This is a genomic window from Euzebya tangerina, assembly GCF_003074135.1.
Lineage (GTDB): Bacteria > Actinomycetota > Nitriliruptoria > Euzebyales > Euzebyaceae > Euzebya > Euzebya tangerina.
Genome location: NZ_PPDK01000001.1, coordinates 2,837,646 through 2,854,628, shown reverse-complemented (window position 1 = coordinate 2,854,628; position 16,983 = coordinate 2,837,646). Strand labels below are relative to the sequence as shown.

Below are 16,983 nucleotides of genomic sequence, written 5' to 3'. Positions count from 1 at the left end.
ACCTCTCCGACGCGCCCTCGGATCGGTCACACGATCGCGAGGGCTTAACTTTGCGGTGAGACGCATCGTAGCTGAGTTTCGCTAACTCGGCAGGAGATGAGTTAGTGAGTCAAGTGTCATCAGCATGGGTGGTGTGTAGTCAAGTGTCACTATTACAGAGCTAGAAGTGCGGTTATCCCTAGGCTCTCGCGTGCGTGCGTCTCGGGGGGGAGTGTCCAGTGAACTCCATACAGTTCTAAGTAGGAGTGACACGTAGAGAGACCCCACTACCAGCAGCAGGACACCAGTACCCTGGTCTGCCTTCATGCCTCCCCGCCACCCCGCTGACCAAGAGCTATCTGACGACGAGATCCAAGCCAGGTTCGGCAGCGTGATCGAGGAGGGCTTGGAGGCGATGGCTCAGGACCCTGGGTACCTAATAGACATCGCTCGATGCGCCAGCGTGATCGCTGCGATCCGAGACCCGTCTCTCCGGCCATCACGACCATCGAGCCCTCGATCCCGACAGAGCCGATGGTGCCTGGTGGTGGCATGCGACCGCGAAGCGGAGACTAAGGGCGCGTGCGGAGCGCACGCTGCACGAGCACGGCGCCAGGGACGGGACCCTCAGCCAGATGACGCTCCGCTTCGTCCTGCCCGCGTCAATCGTGAGGCGTTCGTGTGCCCCTGCGGATCAACTGAGTTTCGGGCTCACGGCCTCTGTGCGTCGTGTGAGGGGAAGCGGCGGCGCGGGACCCTCGATCAGGAGATCCTCGACGCCGCGGCGGGCGGCTCAGCGGACTGGGCGATGGGTTAGCGCGGTACTCGGGGTTCCCGGCGTTCGAGAGAGATTCTGTGCTCGGTCACCTTGACCAGACCTTGCTTCTGCAGCGTGAGCGCCATGTGCAAGATCTTCATCTCCGCTCCCCCACGGAACCACTCGTGAGGCGTTTCCAGCCCGTACTTGCGTGCGGCGTAGTACCGATCGTCGTCAGGATCGGTGTCCAAGATGATCCCGTGCGCCCAGTGATCACGCCACGGCTTGATCGTGGCGATGAGGACGGGCTGCATCGGCTCCGGCATGCGGCTGGCGCTGATGAGGCGCTTGTGGGGAGTGCGAGACTTGGTCTCCCCGACTTTGACTAAGTCCCGCTCGGTGTCTTCAAGCCCGTGATGGTCATCAAGCCCGAGTGTGCCGACGAAGTAGGTGGTGTACTCGCGGGCGTCTTTGACCATCTGCTGAACTTGTTCCGCGGCTGCCATCAGATCGGCGTAGGTGCTCACGCCTCGACGTCCTCAGCCTGCTCCTCCAGCCAGCGATCAAGCTCTGACTGGCGCACGCGGACGTACTTCCCGACCTTGATCCCTCGGGGACCCTGCTTCGGTGACATCGAGCGCCACGCGTACAGGGTGGACTTGGGGATCCCGAGGAAGCTGGCGACTTCATCGAGGGTCAGAAGGCGGTCTGCGGATGCTGCTGGGCTCATGGATGTCTGTACAGACAGCGGGGCGGCACCCTTCAAGTTGGCCCTAGTCGTCCGCCATCAGCTCTCGTTGGTGTGCACTGGCTACAGTGCACGGGGCTTACTGTCGATACACTTGACTACACCCCTGGAGCAGAGGAGAGCAGTCGAGTGGCCACGATCACCAAGCGTCCCGAGAGCGCGAAGCCCTGGCAGGTCCGATACCGAGACGAAGCGGGCAAGTCGCGGTCGAAGCAGTTCAGGCGCAAGACGGACGCGGAGGCGTTCGTTGTCACGATGCGGGCTGACAAGCTCCGCGGCGATTGGATCGATCCCGATGCCGGGACCATCACCTTCCGCGAGTACGCGGAGGAGTGGCGCCAGGTGCAGATGATCCGTCCCACCACAGCGAAGAGCTACGAAAGCCATCTTCGTCGTCACGCCTACCCAGCTATCGGCGATCGCCAGCTCCGACGGATCCGGCCAGGCGACATCCAGAAGTGGGTGAAGGGACTCAGTGAGCAGCTCGCGCCCTCCACGGTGGCGGTGATCCACGGGATCACGTTCTCGATCTTCAAGAGCGCTGTGCGCGATCAGAAGATACGGAGCAATCCATGCGATGGGACACGCCTCCCCGAGGTCGTCAAGAAGCCCGTGGAGCCGCTCACGGTGGCGCAGGTGGAGGCGGTCAGGGACGCAATGCCTGAGCACTACCGCGCTGCTGTGACGCTCGCTGCCACAACGGGGCTACGGATCGGTGAGGTGTTCGGACTCACCATGGACCGCCTCGACCTCGGTCCCGATCCCGTGCTCACCGTCGACCGCCAGCTCGCGAAGGTAGCCGGAGAACCGCCGTTCCTGGGACCGCCGAAGCGGAAGGCGTCACGTCGAGAGATCCCACTCCCCCGCACCACCGTCGAGGCGCTACAGGCGCACATCGAGGCCTTCTCTCCTGAGTCTCAGAAGATGCCTGTCCGCGATGCAGCGCATCGGCTGAGCGAGCAGTCGGTCTCGCTCGTGTTCACCACCGGTGGCCGTCGACCAGTGGCGCGCAACACGTTCTCCCCCACATGGAGGAAGGCCGCGAACGCTGCAGGCGTGCCTGACGCCACGTTCCACCACCTGCGCCATACCTACGCCTCCCTGCTCATCCAGCACGGAGAGAGCGTGAAGGTGGTCCAGGCGCGCCTCGGTCACGCCACCGCGGGCGAGACCCTCGACACCTACAGACACATGTGGCCGGACTCCGACGACAGCACCCGAGCGGCCGTGGACGGCATCTTCGGATGACCGTCCCCGTGCACGGGATGTGCACTGGTGCGCTCCTCTGCCGACCCTGATGTGCACTGTGTGTGCACTGAGCGGGGGCGATCCGGCCGATTCGGAGCGAAAGTGCTGGTGAGAGGCCCGGGCCGGAATCGAACCGGCGATAAGCGAGTTGCAGTCGCATGCCTTACCACTTGGCCACCGGGCCGAGGTCCATCGGTCGGACGTCTTGGTGGGTGGAGGGGAGTCTGCCGCGCCGCTCGGCCACCTTCAACGCGTGGTCGAGCTGGCTACTGCTCCGCAGCCTCGCGCTTCTCCTTGATCCGACCGACGGACACCCACGTCGCCAGGAATCCGAGCCCGAAGCCGGCATTCATGTAGGCGGGCAGAGACTCCCCCTTCATGGCCCAGCCAGCGACGATGGCGGCCGTTCCGGCCTCGAGCGTCAAGAAGAGGGGCAGGTTCCGCCGCCAGGCAATCCGCAGGAGCGTCGCGGTGGTCGGGACGGCGGCGGCGTAGCCGGCCGCGAGCAGTGCGTTGGCAGGTGTCATGTCTCCAGCCTGCCCTGCTGGCCGCTGTCCGAACAGTCAGGGCCAGTGTTCACCCCTGGGCAACAGACAAGTAACACAGGTTGCTTATCGTGTTGGCTTATGGAGGACAGCACTCTCGACTCGCTTCGAGACCAGTTGGTGCGGAAGGCGTACCTGTACGGCGACCCCACGGCCTACGAGGCCGGCGTGGACGCCGTACTGGCCATCCTCGCGCACGATCGATCAAGCGAGTCCACCGACTCCGACCTGGCCCCGGTCCTGAGCGTCACACACTGACCACGTAGGCTCCCGTGCCTGCAGGGGCCGGTAGCTCAGTTGGTCAGAGCAGGCGACTCATAATCGCTTGGTCGCGGGTTCGAGCCCCGCCCGGCCCACAAACACCCTCCGACCTGCACAAACGCTTGACTTCGCCAGATCGGACGCGGAGCATACCGCTCTGTGAGCAACAAACACGATGCGAGCAGGCGACTCCCAGACCCCCGTCTGGAGGCCCTCACGACGTCCTTCGGACGCCATCTGCGGGCCTCGACCAGGACCGAGCGGACCATTGAGCTGTACGGGATGGCGGTGCGCTACCTCGGAGAGTGGGCCGCCCGCGAAGGCGTCGATCCGCTCACCCGTGATGCTGTCGTCGGGTACCTCGCCTACGAGTCGGGCCGGGTCAAGCCCGCGACGGTGGCGAACCGGTACCGCTCGCTGCAGCAGTTCTTCAAGTGGGCGTACGAGGAGGACGAGCTCGACGTCGACGTGATGGCGCGGCTCAAGCCGCCCAAGGTGCCGGAGCAGCCGGTACCGGTGCTCGCCGCCGAGGATCTGGCACGGCTGCTGAAGGTGTGCGAGGGCAAGGGCTTCGCCCAGCGGCGGGACGCCGCGATCATCCGGCTGTTCATCGACACCGGGATCCGCCTGTCGGAGATGGCCGGGATCGGCGTCGCGGATCTCGATCTCGACGTGGACAAGGTGGTGTGGGTCACCGGCAAGGGCGGGCGCGAGCGGGCGTGCCCCTTCGGCCGCAAGACCGTCCGCGCCATCGACCGGTACCTCCGCGTCCGGGTCGATCACGCGGAGGCGGACAGCGGGGGGCTGTGGCTCGGCACGTCCTCGCGGGGCCAGATGACCAAGTCCGGGATCGCCCAGGTCATCCGTCGCCGCTCCGAGGAGGCGGGCATCGGCCACGTCCATCCCCACCAGTTCCGCCACACCTTCGCGGGCTCGATGCGCCGACAGGGCCTTGATGACGACTCGCTCATGCGTTTGGCCGGGTGGCGGTCCCGCGACATGCTGAACCGCTACGGTGCCTCGGTCGCGGACTCCCGTGCGAGAGAGCGCTACCGGAACATCGCCCCGGGCGACGCGCTCTAGACACTCCTCCGTTGGTGATGGAGGCTGGCGTGATCACCACGAGGACATCATCCTGCCGCGACGCGAGGTCAGTCGGGAACTCCGTGAACCGGCGACTAGAGCTCGGCAACGACGAAGCCCTCTCCATCCCACGCGCGAACGATGACGAGCGCCGCTTGGGCTGCGATCTCTTCAAGCTCAGGCCGACTGCCGACCTTGCCCGACGGAGGAGGAGCATGCGAAACGCACGCGTTCAGCTGGTAGATCGCGTTCGCCCGCCAGAGCTGATCTCGAGTCGTCGCCCTCGTACCGGTACTGGCGGCGAAGTGAATGACTCGGTCGACCGCGAAGAACCAGTCTTCGCCGTCCTTGAGCGAGCTGTCGCCGACTCGGGCCATCTCATCTTCTGCGTATAGCCAAGCCGATCGTCGGCCTTCGATCAGATCGAGCAGCCAGCTTGGAATTCGGGAGGAGAGACCTGTTCCGCCTGACAAGAAATCGGATTGAAGTTTGGCCTTGACGTCTGGCGGTCCTAACGTGAATGCACGACTGTGACCTAAGCGAGGCCGCTCGAGAAGTTGCCTACTCAAATGGCCGCCTCCGCTGAGTGAATTCCGCATGTGTGTTCGACCCGGTTCTTCAAGGTCGACCAAGTCATACCTGAGTGGATGTCCGCTCACATCTTCGGCTGAACTCCCTCCGAGATAGTTGTTGTGGTCAGCACGGTTCGCTTGCTGCTGGAGTGCTGCCGGTGCAATGGAAGTGCAGGCAATACTTGATAGCCGTTCGGCGGCAACCGCGACCTTCCTCGAGGAGTCTGATGACGCTAGTTGATCACCTAGAGGAGTTCTTGGGCCCCATCACTAAGGGCTGGCATCACACCCGGGACGGCACCAAGCTGCCGTTCGGCGTGGCGATGCACGAGCCGGGGAAGATCGTCGACACGGCGATCTTCTCAACACTCGGCCTCAGCGAGTTCCCCTTGCCCTCCGACATGGATCGCCCCATCCGCCACGAGTTCATCATGATGGTGCCCGACGTGTTCCGGCCCGGGCCCATACCTGGCTTCCTCCAGCAGGCGGGCATGGAGGTGCTCTCGAGGGATCAGCCCCTCCTCCGAGGAGACACCCTGGGCCCGTATGGCGACCTGTTCAAGGACGGCATCTCGCTCATGCAGGCGATGTACGCCGCGATCCCCGTGTACCTGCCCGATGAGTTCGCAGCCTATGGGGACGTTGCACTTGTCTGGCTGCTCCTGGTCACGAGGGTCGAGTACGAGGCAATCCGCCAGCAGGGGTGGGAGCACTTCGAGGATCGACTCATGGAGGCCCAAGCCGACATGATCGATGTCTGGCGGTGGCCGGTCTTCGATGATCCGGAGCATCCACGGGACAGCTGACCCATTGACCTGAGCATGAAATGGGGCACGGTGTTTGGCTCGGTGAGGCGAGGCGGCGCGCCGCAAGCTTAGGAGCGCCGAGACCGAGCGATCGCGGACTTCAGAGCGAGACTCGTCATGTGCGACCGCAGCGCCTGATGGGCGCGCCTACGACGCTCATCCTCAGAGAGCACCCGATCTGGATCAACTTGCTCTTCAAAGCGTCGCAGGAAGGCGGACCGGGCGCGCTTGGTGTGCGACCGGCTGTCGACACTTGCGTGTAGGGCGTGCGCGGCGACTTTCGCCCGCAAGGATCGTTGAGCCGGCGTGAGACTCATGCTCGCGTCCGGCCTGTCGGCTCGACAGCTCTGTTCATCTGCATCCTCCTGGTGTCGCGGATGGCAGGTCTGACGGACGACGACGGCCCCTTGTGCCAAGAAGTTCGCTGCTGACCAAGCCAGCCCACCTCCCAGATCCACCATCGACAGCCCGCGCCGTCCACCTCCTGCTCGCCCCACCCACCGCGTATCTGCGCTCCAGCAACCTCACGCGTCCTCAGACCCTCCCCCGAAAGATTCCTGACACAAGCCCTGCTCCTCCCCCGTCATACCAGTTCACACATCTGGCAGACGAGGATTGGGCGTGGTTGGGTGACGGTGTCGATGCGGGTGATGTCGGCTGGCGAGGGCTACAAGTACCTGCTCTCCTCTGTGGCGGTGGTGGACGGGGATCGGCCGGCGGGGCGGTCGATGGTGGAGTACTACACCACGGCGGGGACGCCGCCGGGTTACTGGCTCGGCAGCGGCGTCGCCGCGCTCGGGGACGGCTGGATCGCACCCGGTGATGTGGTGGAGGAGTCCCAGCTGCGACTGCTGCTCGGTGAGGGCTGCGATCCGATCACCGGCCAGGCGCTGGGTCGTGCCTACCCGCAGTACGAGCCCAGGTCGGGTCGGACCGCCGTGGCGGGGTTTGATCTGACGTTCTCGGTGCCCAAGAGCGTGTCGGTCCTGTGGGCGCTGGCCGACCCCGACACCCGCGACCAGGTCCTCGAGGCGCACCGGGCCGCAGTGGCGGACACGCTGCGGCTGTTCGAGGCCGAGGTCGCCGCCACCCGGACCGGTGTCTCAGCGGGTGATGGTGCGGTGGCCCAGGTCGAGGTCGACGGTGTGGCGGCGGCGGGGTTTGAGCACTGGGACTCCCGTGCCGTGGATCCGCAGCTGCACACCCATGTGGTGGTCTCCAACAAGGTCCGCACCAGCATGGATGGGCGGTGGCGGGCGTTGGATTCGCGGCCGGTGCACGGGTCAGTGGTGGCGATCTCGGAGTACTACAACACCATCCTGGCCGACCGACTCACCACCACCCTCGGCATCGAGTGGGAGCAACGGGACCGAGGGCGGGATCGCAACCCCGCGTGGGAGATCACCGGGGTCGACGACGCCCTGATCGAGGCGTTCTCGACCCGTGCTGGGGCGATCGAGACCGAAGTCCAGCGGCTGATCGCCGACTACGTCGCCAACCACGGCCGGCAACCATCCGCGAGGGTGGTTATCGAGCTGCGGCAGCAGGCCACACTGGCCACCCGCCCGGACAAGACCGTGCGGTCGCTGGCTGACCTCACCGCCGAGTGGCGCGACCGGGCAGAGCCGCTCGGCGTCAGACCCAACTGGACCGGCCAGATCCTGAACCGCCGTCTGTCGATGCCGTCCGGCGGGTTGTCGGTGGAGCGTGTGGGGTGGCTGGCTGATCGGGTCGTGGCGGTGGTGGGTGAGCGGAGGTCGACGTGGCGGTACTCGAACCTGCACGCCGATGCGTCACGGCAGACCGCTGGCATCCGCTTCCCCACCCCCGAGGCACGCGCCGACGCGATCCGGCAGGTGGTGGCTGCGGCTGAGCAGCGGTCGGTCCGGCTCACCCCACCCGAGGTGGCGCCGGTGCCCGAGGTGTTCCGGAGAGCGGATGGCACCTCGGTGTTCCAGCCAGCCAACTCCACCGTGTACACCTCCCACGACCTGCTGAACGCCGAAGCCCGACTGCTCGAACTTGCGGGGGACCGGTCCGGTCCGACGGTCCCACCGGTGCTGGTCGACCACATCCCGGCCGGTGATCACCCGCTGGGGGCGGATCAGGCGGATGCGGTCCGAGCGATCGTGGGGTCGGGTCGAGTGGTGGACGTGCTGGTGGGTCCGGCCGGGACGGGCAAGACCACCACCATGGCCAGCCTCCGAGCTGTCTGGGAACACACGCATGGTCAAGGTTCGGCCATAGGGCTCGCCCCCTCCGCCGCCGCAGCGGCCGTCCTCGCCCGAGACCTCGGCATCGGAACGGAGAACACCGCCAAGTGGCTCCATGACTATGACAACGGCAACGCGAGCCTACGGGCCGGACAGCTGGTTATCGTCGACGAAGCGTCGCTCGCGGGCACACGAACCCTCGACGCCATCGCCGACCACGCCCGACAGGCCGGCGCCAAGGTGCTGCTGGTGGGCGATCCGGCTCAGCTCGGCGCCGTCGATGCCGGTGGCGCCTTCGCGCTCATCGCCCGCTCCCGCCACGACACACCAACCCTCACCGACGTCCGCCGCTTCACCAACGCCTGGGAGGCCGACGCCAGCCTCGCCCTCCGCGACGGCGACACAACATCCATCGACACCTACGACAAGCACGGCCGCATCGACGGTGGTGATAGCGAGGCGATGCTCGACGCCGCCTACGCCGGCTGGCAGGCCGACCTCGCCAGCGGGTTGGACAGCCTGCTCATCGCCCCGACCCGCGACACCGTCACCCAGCTCAACAGCCGGGCACGGACCGATCGGATCGCCGCCGGCGAGGTCGACACCCGCATCCAGGTCCGACTCCACGACCACACCTACGCCTCGACCGGGGATGTGGTGGTGACCCGGCGGAACGACCGGCGGCTGTCGACCGGGCCGGGGTGGGTGCGCAACGGCGACCGCTGGACTATCACCACCGCACACGAGGACGGCAGCCTCACCCTCCGACGCCACACCAGCAACGGCACCATCACCCTGCCCGCCGCGTACGTCGCCGAGCACCTCGAGCTGGGCTACGCCACCACCATCCACCGAGCCCAAGGCGCAACCGTAGACACCGCCCACACCATCACCACCCCAGGGATGACCCGCCAGAGCCTCTACGTGGCGATGACCCGCGGTCGACACACCAACCGCGCATATGTCGCAACGGACCAGCCTGAAGGTGAACGCCACCAGGACCAGCAGCCAGCTGGTACCCGGCAATTGCTCACCGGCATCCTCGGGCGAGCCGGGGTCGAGCCGTCCGTCCACGACCGGCTCCGAGTCGAGCAGGACAGGGTCGTCTCCATCGCTCAACTGGCGGCGGAGTACGACACCATCGCCGCCCTCGCCCAACAACCCCGCTGGGAAGCCGCCCTACGCGCCAGCGGGCTCACCGACGGTCAACTCGACCAGGTGATGTCCTCCGGTGCCTTCGGACCGCTCGGTGCCGCGCTGCGACGGGCAGAGGCCGCTGGCTACCCGGCCGAGCAACTACTCCCCGCGGCGATCGAGGCCGACCATCTAAATGACTCCCGTGACATCGCCGCAGTCCTGCACCACCGCGTCCACACGATGACTGCCCACAAGAAAGTCAGGACAGGCGCTGCGATCGCAGGGCTCATCCCCAAGGCCTATCGGGTTGCCGATCTCGACCTACGTACCGCGCTGGATGACCGGGCCGAACTCATCGAACAGCAGGTCACCGATCAGGCGATCGTCGCACTCGGTCGACACGAGCCGTGGATCAGATAACTCAGCCAGCCACCGCCAGACAGCGCGGCCCGCCGCACCTGGCTGCAGCAGGTTGGGACTGCCGTCGCCTATCGCGACCTGTACGGCATCACTGGTGACCGGCCTCTCGGCCCTTCCACCCGCGGTCAACCGCAGCACGACCACTTCGTCGCTGCTCAGACGGCGGTCTGGCAGGCGCAACAGCAGGGAACCCGCGGCCGTCCTCCCTACCGATCACGAGACGTCAGTCGAGCGGATGTACCCAGACGGTGACGAAATCTGTTGCCTTCGGAGGTCGTAGCAAACTGCCTCGCTGACGAAGCAGGTTGGAGTTGGCAATATCCGACTGATCGAGCGGCCTCACGCTCTCTCGGGGCGGTTCACTGCTCGCCGACAGTCGCAACGATTCGTCGTCAGCAGAGAACTTGGCATAGAAGACTTAAGGGGCGTCTGCGATTAACGTCGCCCACCCCGAGCTAATTTCTTCGAACTAGCGAGAGCAATCTCGGACCCTTGGGCCTCCCGCTACTCGGCAGGTTCGTGAGCGACGATAATCTGGATGTCCAACTGAGTGAATTCTTGATCGAGAACACTTATGTAGCGTGTCGCGAAACCGTCGTCGGTGATAAACTCGCATGGGGTCGAGTCCCGATCGTCGTCCTCGTCTTCGGGGATTTGGTTACGAATTTCCGCACAGATCTCTTCGGTACTAAGCTCGGACTCGTAGAGGCGAGTCTGGACCGCGGTTTCGTTCTTGAAGTCAGGCCATCTCACGGTCCGACTCACTTGTTCTGCATCCGCCGGCAAGATCGCCTCCTCGAAGTACTCGTCTAGATCGTTGGGGTCAAACGGCGAGGAACTACAACCGGTGAGTGCTAGCAGAAGGGCAACGGAGAGGCACAAGTTGGCCACAATCAACACCCATCCTCTCTGACGAGACGGCTCAAGACATCGTCGGCAACGGCCTCCTCGTCGCCGAGCGCCAGCACGGTCAGATCGGACTGGGCATCGCAGCGGACCGCCGAGATTACGTCGGCACTGCTTGGGTGGAGCGATTGGTCGGCTGCCAAGATTGGGCTGTCAGTCTCAGCGGCTAGCCCAGCGGCCGGCAGAACCCGGGACCAGGCGTCTCTCTCATTCAAGTTGACGAGTGTGGCCCCGCGGATCTGGCTTGGCCACAGAGTCGCGATGACGCTCGCTGTCTCTGCACGGGTGTCCCCAGCAATTCGGCTCATGGACTGTTGGTGGGGCAGTAGCCCTGACGGGATCGCATGTTCTCCCCCAAGCAGCGCAGTGTGAGGGTGGGTTGCCTCTAGTCGCCGCCGGAGTTCCGGCTCGAGATGATCGCTCCATGTCAAAAGAACCGGCGTCTGGGTGGCGGCAAGCAGCGGACCGACAGCGATGGCGTCAGCCCAAGCCGAGGTGGGGTCGTCGGGACGTGGATTGGCTCGTGCGACGTACTGGGTCGCAGGAGCGCCGTACAACTCTGCAAGCTGGTCGGCTACCGCGAGCGACGTCAACACCCGATTCGAGCCTGCCAGACGTTGGGGCGCCAAGCCGGCGTTCTCCAGTTCGTCTTCCATAGAGGGGGCAAGTGCACTCGGTCCACCCAGTAGGTAGACGGTGCCTCCGTCGACCAGAACTCGCTGCAGCTCTTCGAGAACGGCGGGATGCACCTGGTCCGAGGAGGTCAGTAGCAGTGGGCCGCCGCTCGTCAGCGAGGACCCAGCCAGGGCGTCCGCGAACTCGTCTGATCGGGCAAGGACGGCGAACTGCGCAGTTCCATCCCCATGTCGGCCTTGACTGATGGTGATGGCGGCTTCCAGCACAGCTCCATCCAGACGCTCTATCGCTATGGAGGGGGCCGGCGTCGGCTGTAGGTCTGGTGCGGGCTCCGGTGTCGGGGTCGGCGGAGGCGGCCCTGTCGGCTCGGGAGAGGGCTCTGCGGGCTGCTCAACAACCGTGTAGCGAACGGTTGCCAGACTGGCGTTGCCAGCGGAATCAATGGCTTGGATCTGCAGCTCGTGGTCACCCAAGGCTGCGGTGTCGAGCACTGAGCCATCAGCATCGCTCCGGCAGGCCGTCACCTCGCTTTGCGAGTCCTCACAGTCGAACGTGATGATCACCTCGTCCCCTACTACGAACTCGGCTCCCTCGCGCGGAGTGACTGGTTCGATCGTCGGTGCGGTTGTGTCGGCGACCACTGAGTACTCAACTACTTCGGTGTTGATGGAGCCGTCTGTTGCAGTCGTGGAGATGGCGATCTCATAGGTCCCTGGGAATGACGTGTCGAGCAAGGCACCGTCTGGGTGGCTGCTGACGCAATCTTGGCCCTGTTCCTGCAGTTCACACTCGAAGCTGAAGCGTCGGGTAGTGCCCGCCACGATCTCCTCGCCGTCGACAACACCGCCTACTTGCGGAGTTGGATGTTGATTCGAGCAAGCATCGACGTGTAGGCCGAGCCCGACCAGAGCCGAGCGGGGCTCGCCCAGCAGACCAGTTCCCTTGAACTCATAAAGGGTTGAGTTCGCAGAGAGTTCGTCGCCAGGCGAGTCAAGGGTGTACTCGACCGAGCCATCTTCGCCAGCAGTCACGGTGGCGATTGCTCGGCGCTCAAAGTCTTCGCCAACTTCGGCTAGGACGACGTCGGAGCCGAACGAGAATTCTTCGGCCGCAAAGACCAGCTCCTGTTCTGGCCGAGCCAGCTCTTGGCAGCTTCCCTCAATGGTCGCCAGGCCGAGCGACGGCAGCACGTCGAGCGGCGACTTCTCCGTCACACGAGTGAGGGCGTTGCTGGGCGCAGGGTCGTCGCAGGGTGGCGAGGGACATGTCAGCGGTCCATCGTTGGGGTTTGGTGGTAGACCGACTGCGTTCTGGCCGTACTGCTCAACCGCATCTTCAAGGGTCCGCTCAACTGCGGCCGCGTAGGCTCGCTGGCCCAGGTAGTTGGGATGGAATGACTCGCGACTCACACGATAGGGCGACAAGTCGATCCACTCGTCGGGGATGAAGTCGCGTTCTGTGTTGATGATGAAGCGCGCCCACCGCATGTACCGAAGGCCATCACCGCACAGCTCGTGGCTTGTCCATTCGGGCTGCGGGTTAACAAAGTGAACCCCGCCTGTTTCAGCGGCGTCTGCCATCACGCCGTTAAGTCGGTCGGTCATGTCGTTGAAGAAGAACGACTCTCCTCCACCGAACGCAACCGTCAGATCACAAGTGTGGTCAGTCATCAGACGTGGGTAACCCACAAGCAGAACTGTGGCGTCCTCAGCGGCACGTCGAACTTGGGCCAGCGTGCCGACCAGCTGGCTCTGAAGACTGTCGATGTGGGCCGGGAGCCACTCCTCCATGGTGAGGTCGCCGGTGAAGTCCGCGGCTTCGTCCAAGCAGCTGGTCTTGGCACAAGCGATTGACACGGCTGAGAAGTTGGCGTCGTTTCCAGATATGGACATGGTCACAAGGTCCGGATCAAGACCGGACTCCTCAAGCTGGACAAGTTGAGCCGGCAGACCGCCGTGGGCAACTCGGGTAATGTTGGCCATGACCGCCCCAGAACATGCAAACATCGTGTGGTCGACACTGGGGTCATCATCAACAGGGACGTCTGAGCCAGGCCAGCGCATGACCGAACTGTAGGAGTGCGAGACCGACCGGTGACACTGATCCTCGTCTTCAGTTCCCGGTTCGTAGGGCGGAGTTCCCTCGCCACTGGAGTACGAATCACCAAGAGCAACATAGGTTGCTTGAGTATCGCGCCAGTGGACCTCGACCGTCGTCGAGGCCTCGGCGAAGTCGGGTTGACCGTTGCTGTTCTCGTCGACCCACAATCGCAAACGATCGACTTCGGCGTCGTCACCGGACTGCTCGTACGTCAGGGCTTGTCGACCTTCAGCGTCAGTGGAACATGCATGGGACGCGCCAAAGACGCTGGCGATGCTGAATGGCACCAGGCAGCTCCCGCGATTCGACTCACCAACGCTGGGCCCCTCGGTCACTTCAAAGAGGACCGTCGCATTGCTGATAGGGCCGTCCTCTCCCGTGTAGACAGCATCCAGCGTGGCATGACCGCCCGCCGGGAAGACGACTCCTCCGCGAGGAGAAACCTCAAGGCGGCCCGAGGGTGCCTGGCCTGTCCCAGCACCGAACAGGCCGTCCTGAACTGCTAGGACTGGCCGCTGAACGTAGCTACCGTTGCGGAACTCGAACACGATGCGGTTCAAGCCGTCGACAAGCAGTTCCTCGTCGATGGGGATGTGGGACCGACCATGGCCATAGCTAATGGGGCCATCGCAAGATGAATCGTCATAGACCGGCTGACCGTTCACAATGAGCAGGCAGAGTTCCTTCTCTCCGAAGGTCCGGCCTGTGAAGATCGCACGTTGAGCGTTTGCGGCGGGCACAATAAGCCGAAACTGGGCACAGCCCTGCCCTTCAGACGTGTACCCCCTCGTCGAGAAATGGTTCACATCAGGGGACGGTCCACCAGAGAAGCTCTGAAAGGTGAAACCGTTGGCCGTCCCGCAGGCCGCGAAGCTCTCCTCCTGCCCAACCGCAGTTTCGACAGGAAAACTCAACAGCGAGCCGATGAGAGCGACTACGACTAGGACACGCGACACAAGAACCCCCAGATGGCTGACAGCAGACGGAACCGTATGGGTATCGGCTACCCCCGAGGTGGAGTTGAGTGCAGACCTCGAGCAAGCGATCCTGATCGGCGACCGAACGGACGCCACGTGTCCCGGCGACCTACGGGTATCGCCGAAGGGTCGGGCCGACACAGGTAGACGTTGCCTTACGCCACCAGCGCTGCCGCCCACATGACCCTTCGAGATCGCCGAGCGATCACCGGGTAGTCCCCGCAAGGCCGGTTGCTTTGAACGAGGCCTACCCGTCCTCGAATGTCTGCTCGTCCGCGGGCTCTGCAACGGTCTGCCTCGGCGCTGCCTTCGGCTGCCAAGCACTCAGCCGTGAGAGGACCTGGTCGTAGAAAGCGTTGATCGCGTCCTCGACCGATTCGATGAACGACGCGCCCTTGCCCTTCCCCACGATCCGCCCTGCGCCCATGTCGGACCTAGAGGTCAGCGTGAACGTCGCCGGGTCACGCTTCTGGTCATCGACCAGGAGCGCAGAGTCCTCCACAGCCGCAGCCAAGGACGCCGTCGGGCCGATCTTCGCACGGTGAGCCCGAGATTCGATCTGCAGGTCACCCGGTGCAGCGTCTCGGAGCTGTCGAGTGAGCCACCCGACCCGACCTCGCGCCCCCTTGTCCTCTGGAGCCTTGATCGTCGTCGAGCACACGACCTGGCGAGACCTGAGGTCCACACACACTTCGAGGTCGCCCGTGGTGTTGGGTATCCGAAGAGTCGCGTCCAGGCGTCCTGCGTCGGCGAGCTGTTTGACGACCGCATCAGCGCGGGCGCGGGGATCGCTGGCATGTGAACGGCTGAGGTACTGGACAACATCGAGGCCGGTCTGGGCGCCCATCATCAGCGCGATGTAGCGGACGAGCTGGTCCCAGCGCTGCGCGATGTCCATGGCTCCCGCCTCGCCCTTGGAGAGCGTCCCATCCTTCGCCGCGTTGCGGACCGCGACCCAATCGCCACCCATGTCGTTGAACGACAGCGCACCAGACGCGGAGTGCTGCAGGTACCGAATGAGCTCTCCGAGGAGCCACCGTTGCTCGGCGTCATCGACGCCGATGTGCTCGTGCAAGCGGACTGCCGTCGTCACCAGCTGAGTCCACGAGATGTGGTGCAGCTGGACCGTCGAATTCGCCCGAGGGACCGCAGCCGGCGTCGGATGATGACCGGGTGCCGGGGCTATCTCGTTCGAGATCGTGATCACGCAGTCGAACTTCCGGGCTCTGGCCATCTTGATGTACGAGGTCAGCTGGTCCGGATCCAACCTGGAGGTGCCTGTCTTTACTTCGATCAAGGCCGTCCAGGTTCCCTTGCCGTAGCTGACCCGGACCAGCCCATCAGGGCGGACCTTCTTCCCGTCTAGATCGAAGATCACCTCGGTGAAGCACTCGACGGTCGCCCTGGCCGCGCCGGAGGCACCCATCGGCTTGAACAGCTCCGCCGACAGCGGCCGCACGATCGAGAGGACGGCCAACAGGGCCGACGTCGCCCGTTCCTCCGCCTCCTTCTCGCTGCCGATCCCACGCACGGGTATCAGCCGTGCCCGCCTCCAGTTGTTGTCCATTAGCCGCCCTCCTCCGGCGCTGCGATCCTCGCAGGGTGCCATCCCGACCCGCCGTGGGAGCGTTGGCGCGACCGGAAGTGGTGATCTACGTATGCAAGTCCGCCCGTTCGACTGAGTCGCATTGAGTGGGGGAATCGAGGAGTTCACGGCGGAACTGCAGACGCCCCTCGACAAGGTCAGCTAGGCCGAGGGGGACGCCGGCGCGAGGGCTAGTCGCGCGTGTGCCATCAGCCGGGACACGACCCCTCGATCGGAGCGGATCACGCGGATCGCGTACTTCGGTGCTTCGGTCGTTGCCGGCAACGAACTTTTCTAGACCGCACAGCGGTACGAACTCCAGAGCAACAAACTCGGCGCCGTTCGCTCCTCTCCGACCTGCATTTCCGCAGGTCAGCACAGCGTTGAGTGCCTCTCAACTCATAATCGCTTGGTCGCGGGTTCGAGCCCCGCCCGGCTCACTGAGACCGACTCGCTGCGCTCACGGTGAGCGCGAACGGCTGGATGATCCCGGCGACGTTGATCACACCGTCCATCGGCCCGCGCTCGGAGGACGCTACAGCGGATACACCTTCACGATCCGGTCGACAGCCGTCCCGTCCGGACGCGTGTGGTCGGCAGGAACGACGTGATCGTCGATGAAGCCCATCGCCGTGTAGAACGCCAAGCCACCGGCGTTGTCCGACGTGATCTTGGCCAGAAGTCGAACACCGCCACGCGCCCGTGCGGCCATGACCGTTGCATCGAACAGGGCGCGACCGGCCCCGGGCACCGGCCGTTGCTGATCGGTGAAGGTCCCGAGGCTGAAGATGCCGCGCTCGACCTCGAACGCGCCCTGGAACCCGACCAACCGGCCTCCCTCGAGCACCACCGTGGTGATGGCAGCATCGCCCAGGTACCGGTCAGCGAAGCCGTGGTCGGTGAAGGGTGCCTCGTAGGCTGTGGTACCGCCGACCGCGATGATGTGGTTGACCAGGGCCACACACGCCGGGACGTCGCCACGGGTCATGGATCGTGTCGCGAGTGACAAC

13 protein-coding genes and 2 tRNA genes are annotated in these 16,983 nt (G+C 64.7%); 6 read left to right on the top strand and 9 right to left on the bottom strand.

All coding sequences use genetic code 11. From position 1 onward, the window contains the following. Positions 1-792: 792 nt before the first annotated feature. Together C1746_RS13200 and C1746_RS13195 are read right to left on the bottom strand one after the other, a co-directional pair. Entirely contained in the window at positions 793-1,263 is a 471-nt protein-coding gene (locus C1746_RS13200; RefSeq protein ID WP_116715018.1) for a hypothetical protein, read from the bottom strand. After that, positions 1,260-1,466, bottom strand: coding sequence for a helix-turn-helix transcriptional regulator (locus tag C1746_RS13195; protein WP_116715017.1), 207 nt, complete (start codon positions 1,464-1,466; stop codon positions 1,260-1,262). Before C1746_RS13195 ends, C1746_RS13200 begins: the two co-directional genes overlap by 4 nt. A 147-nt stretch (positions 1,467-1,613) precedes the next feature. On the opposite strand from C1746_RS13195, the gene C1746_RS13190 reads away from it, so the two are divergent. Further along, complete coding sequence (locus tag C1746_RS13190; protein ID WP_116715016.1) at positions 1,614-2,732, top strand: tyrosine-type recombinase/integrase; 1,119 nt, start codon at positions 1,614-1,616, stop codon at positions 2,730-2,732. Positions 2,733-2,845: 113 nt separating this feature from the next. On the opposite strand, the gene C1746_RS13185 is transcribed toward C1746_RS13190, so the two are convergent. Beyond that, a tRNA-Cys gene (locus C1746_RS13185) sits at positions 2,846-2,916 on the bottom strand. Positions 2,917-2,998: 82 nt separating this feature from the next. Then, positions 2,999-3,259, bottom strand: a complete 261-nt coding sequence (locus C1746_RS13180) for a hypothetical protein (protein WP_116715015.1) — start codon at positions 3,257-3,259, stop codon at positions 2,999-3,001. A gap of 99 nt (positions 3,260-3,358) precedes the next feature. On the opposite strand from C1746_RS13180, the gene C1746_RS22080 reads away from it, so the two are divergent. From C1746_RS22080 to C1746_RS13170, 3 genes are all read left to right on the top strand, one after another. Next, positions 3,359-3,535 carry a hypothetical protein gene (locus C1746_RS22080; RefSeq protein ID WP_162867710.1) on the top strand — a complete coding sequence of 59 codons (177 nt, stop codon included), beginning with the start codon at positions 3,359-3,361 and terminating at the stop codon, positions 3,533-3,535. 24 nt (positions 3,536-3,559) lie between these two features. Beyond that, positions 3,560-3,633, top strand: a tRNA-Ile gene (locus C1746_RS13175). 64 nt (positions 3,634-3,697) lie between these two features. Further along, positions 3,698-4,621 (top strand): tyrosine-type recombinase/integrase, encoded by a 924-nt coding sequence (locus C1746_RS13170; RefSeq protein ID WP_205711842.1) that lies wholly within the window; start codon positions 3,698-3,700, stop codon positions 4,619-4,621. A gap of 95 nt (positions 4,622-4,716) precedes the next feature. On the opposite strand, the gene C1746_RS13165 is transcribed toward C1746_RS13170, so the two are convergent. Further along, positions 4,717-5,094 (bottom strand): hypothetical protein, encoded by a 378-nt coding sequence (locus C1746_RS13165; protein WP_162867709.1) that lies wholly within the window; start codon positions 5,092-5,094, stop codon positions 4,717-4,719. 326 nt (positions 5,095-5,420) lie between these two features. Between C1746_RS13165 and C1746_RS13160 the strand changes: the two genes are divergently transcribed. Both C1746_RS13160 and mobF read left to right on the top strand, forming a co-directional pair. After that, on the top strand, positions 5,421-5,999 hold the full coding sequence (locus tag C1746_RS13160) for a suppressor of fused domain protein (RefSeq protein ID WP_116715013.1): 579 nt from the start codon (positions 5,421-5,423) through the stop codon (positions 5,997-5,999). 629 nt (positions 6,000-6,628) lie between these two features. Next, the gene (mobF, locus tag C1746_RS13150) at positions 6,629-9,769 is read left to right on the top strand and encodes a MobF family relaxase (RefSeq protein ID WP_116715011.1); all 3,141 of its coding nucleotides are present in this window, start codon (positions 6,629-6,631) and stop codon (positions 9,767-9,769) included. A 504-nt stretch (positions 9,770-10,273) separates the two neighbouring features. Here mobF and C1746_RS13145 read toward each other — a convergent pair. The 4 genes from C1746_RS13145 to C1746_RS13130 all read right to left on the bottom strand — a co-directional run bounded on the left by C1746_RS13145 (position 10,274) and on the right by C1746_RS13130 (position 16,961). Beyond that, on the bottom strand, positions 10,274-10,669 hold the full coding sequence (locus tag C1746_RS13145; protein WP_162867708.1) for a hypothetical protein: 396 nt from the start codon (positions 10,667-10,669) through the stop codon (positions 10,274-10,276). Beyond that, the gene (locus tag C1746_RS13140; protein ID WP_162867707.1) at positions 10,663-14,325 is read right to left on the bottom strand and encodes a cell wall-binding repeat-containing protein; all 3,663 of its coding nucleotides are present in this window, start codon (positions 14,323-14,325) and stop codon (positions 10,663-10,665) included. Before C1746_RS13140 ends, C1746_RS13145 begins: the two co-directional genes overlap by 7 nt. A 310-nt stretch (positions 14,326-14,635) precedes the next feature. Next, complete coding sequence (locus C1746_RS13135; protein ID WP_162867706.1) at positions 14,636-15,955, bottom strand: hypothetical protein; 1,320 nt, start codon at positions 15,953-15,955, stop codon at positions 14,636-14,638. A gap of 553 nt (positions 15,956-16,508) precedes the next feature. After that, positions 16,509-16,961, bottom strand: coding sequence for a GNAT family N-acetyltransferase (locus C1746_RS13130; RefSeq protein ID WP_116715007.1), 453 nt, complete (start codon positions 16,959-16,961; stop codon positions 16,509-16,511). Between the last annotated feature and the right edge of the window lie 22 nt (positions 16,962-16,983).

Coding starts and splice junctions, on each gene's coding strand:
- C1746_RS13195 (WP_116715017.1), bottom strand. CDS start 1,466: ATGAGCCCAGCAGCATCCGCAGACCGCCTTCTGACCCTCGATGAAGTC.
- C1746_RS13180 (WP_116715015.1), bottom strand. CDS start 3,259: ATGACACCTGCCAACGCACTGCTCGCGGCCGGCTACGCCGCCGCCGTC.
- C1746_RS22080 (WP_162867710.1), top strand. CDS start 3,359: ATGGAGGACAGCACTCTCGACTCGCTTCGAGACCAGTTGGTGCGGAAG.
- C1746_RS13160 (WP_116715013.1), top strand. CDS start 5,421: ATGACGCTAGTTGATCACCTAGAGGAGTTCTTGGGCCCCATCACTAAG.
- C1746_RS13135 (WP_162867706.1), bottom strand. CDS start 15,955: ATGGACAACAACTGGAGGCGGGCACGGCTGATACCCGTGCGTGGGATC.
- C1746_RS13130 (WP_116715007.1), bottom strand. CDS start 16,961: ATGACCCGTGGCGACGTCCCGGCGTGTGTGGCCCTGGTCAACCACATC.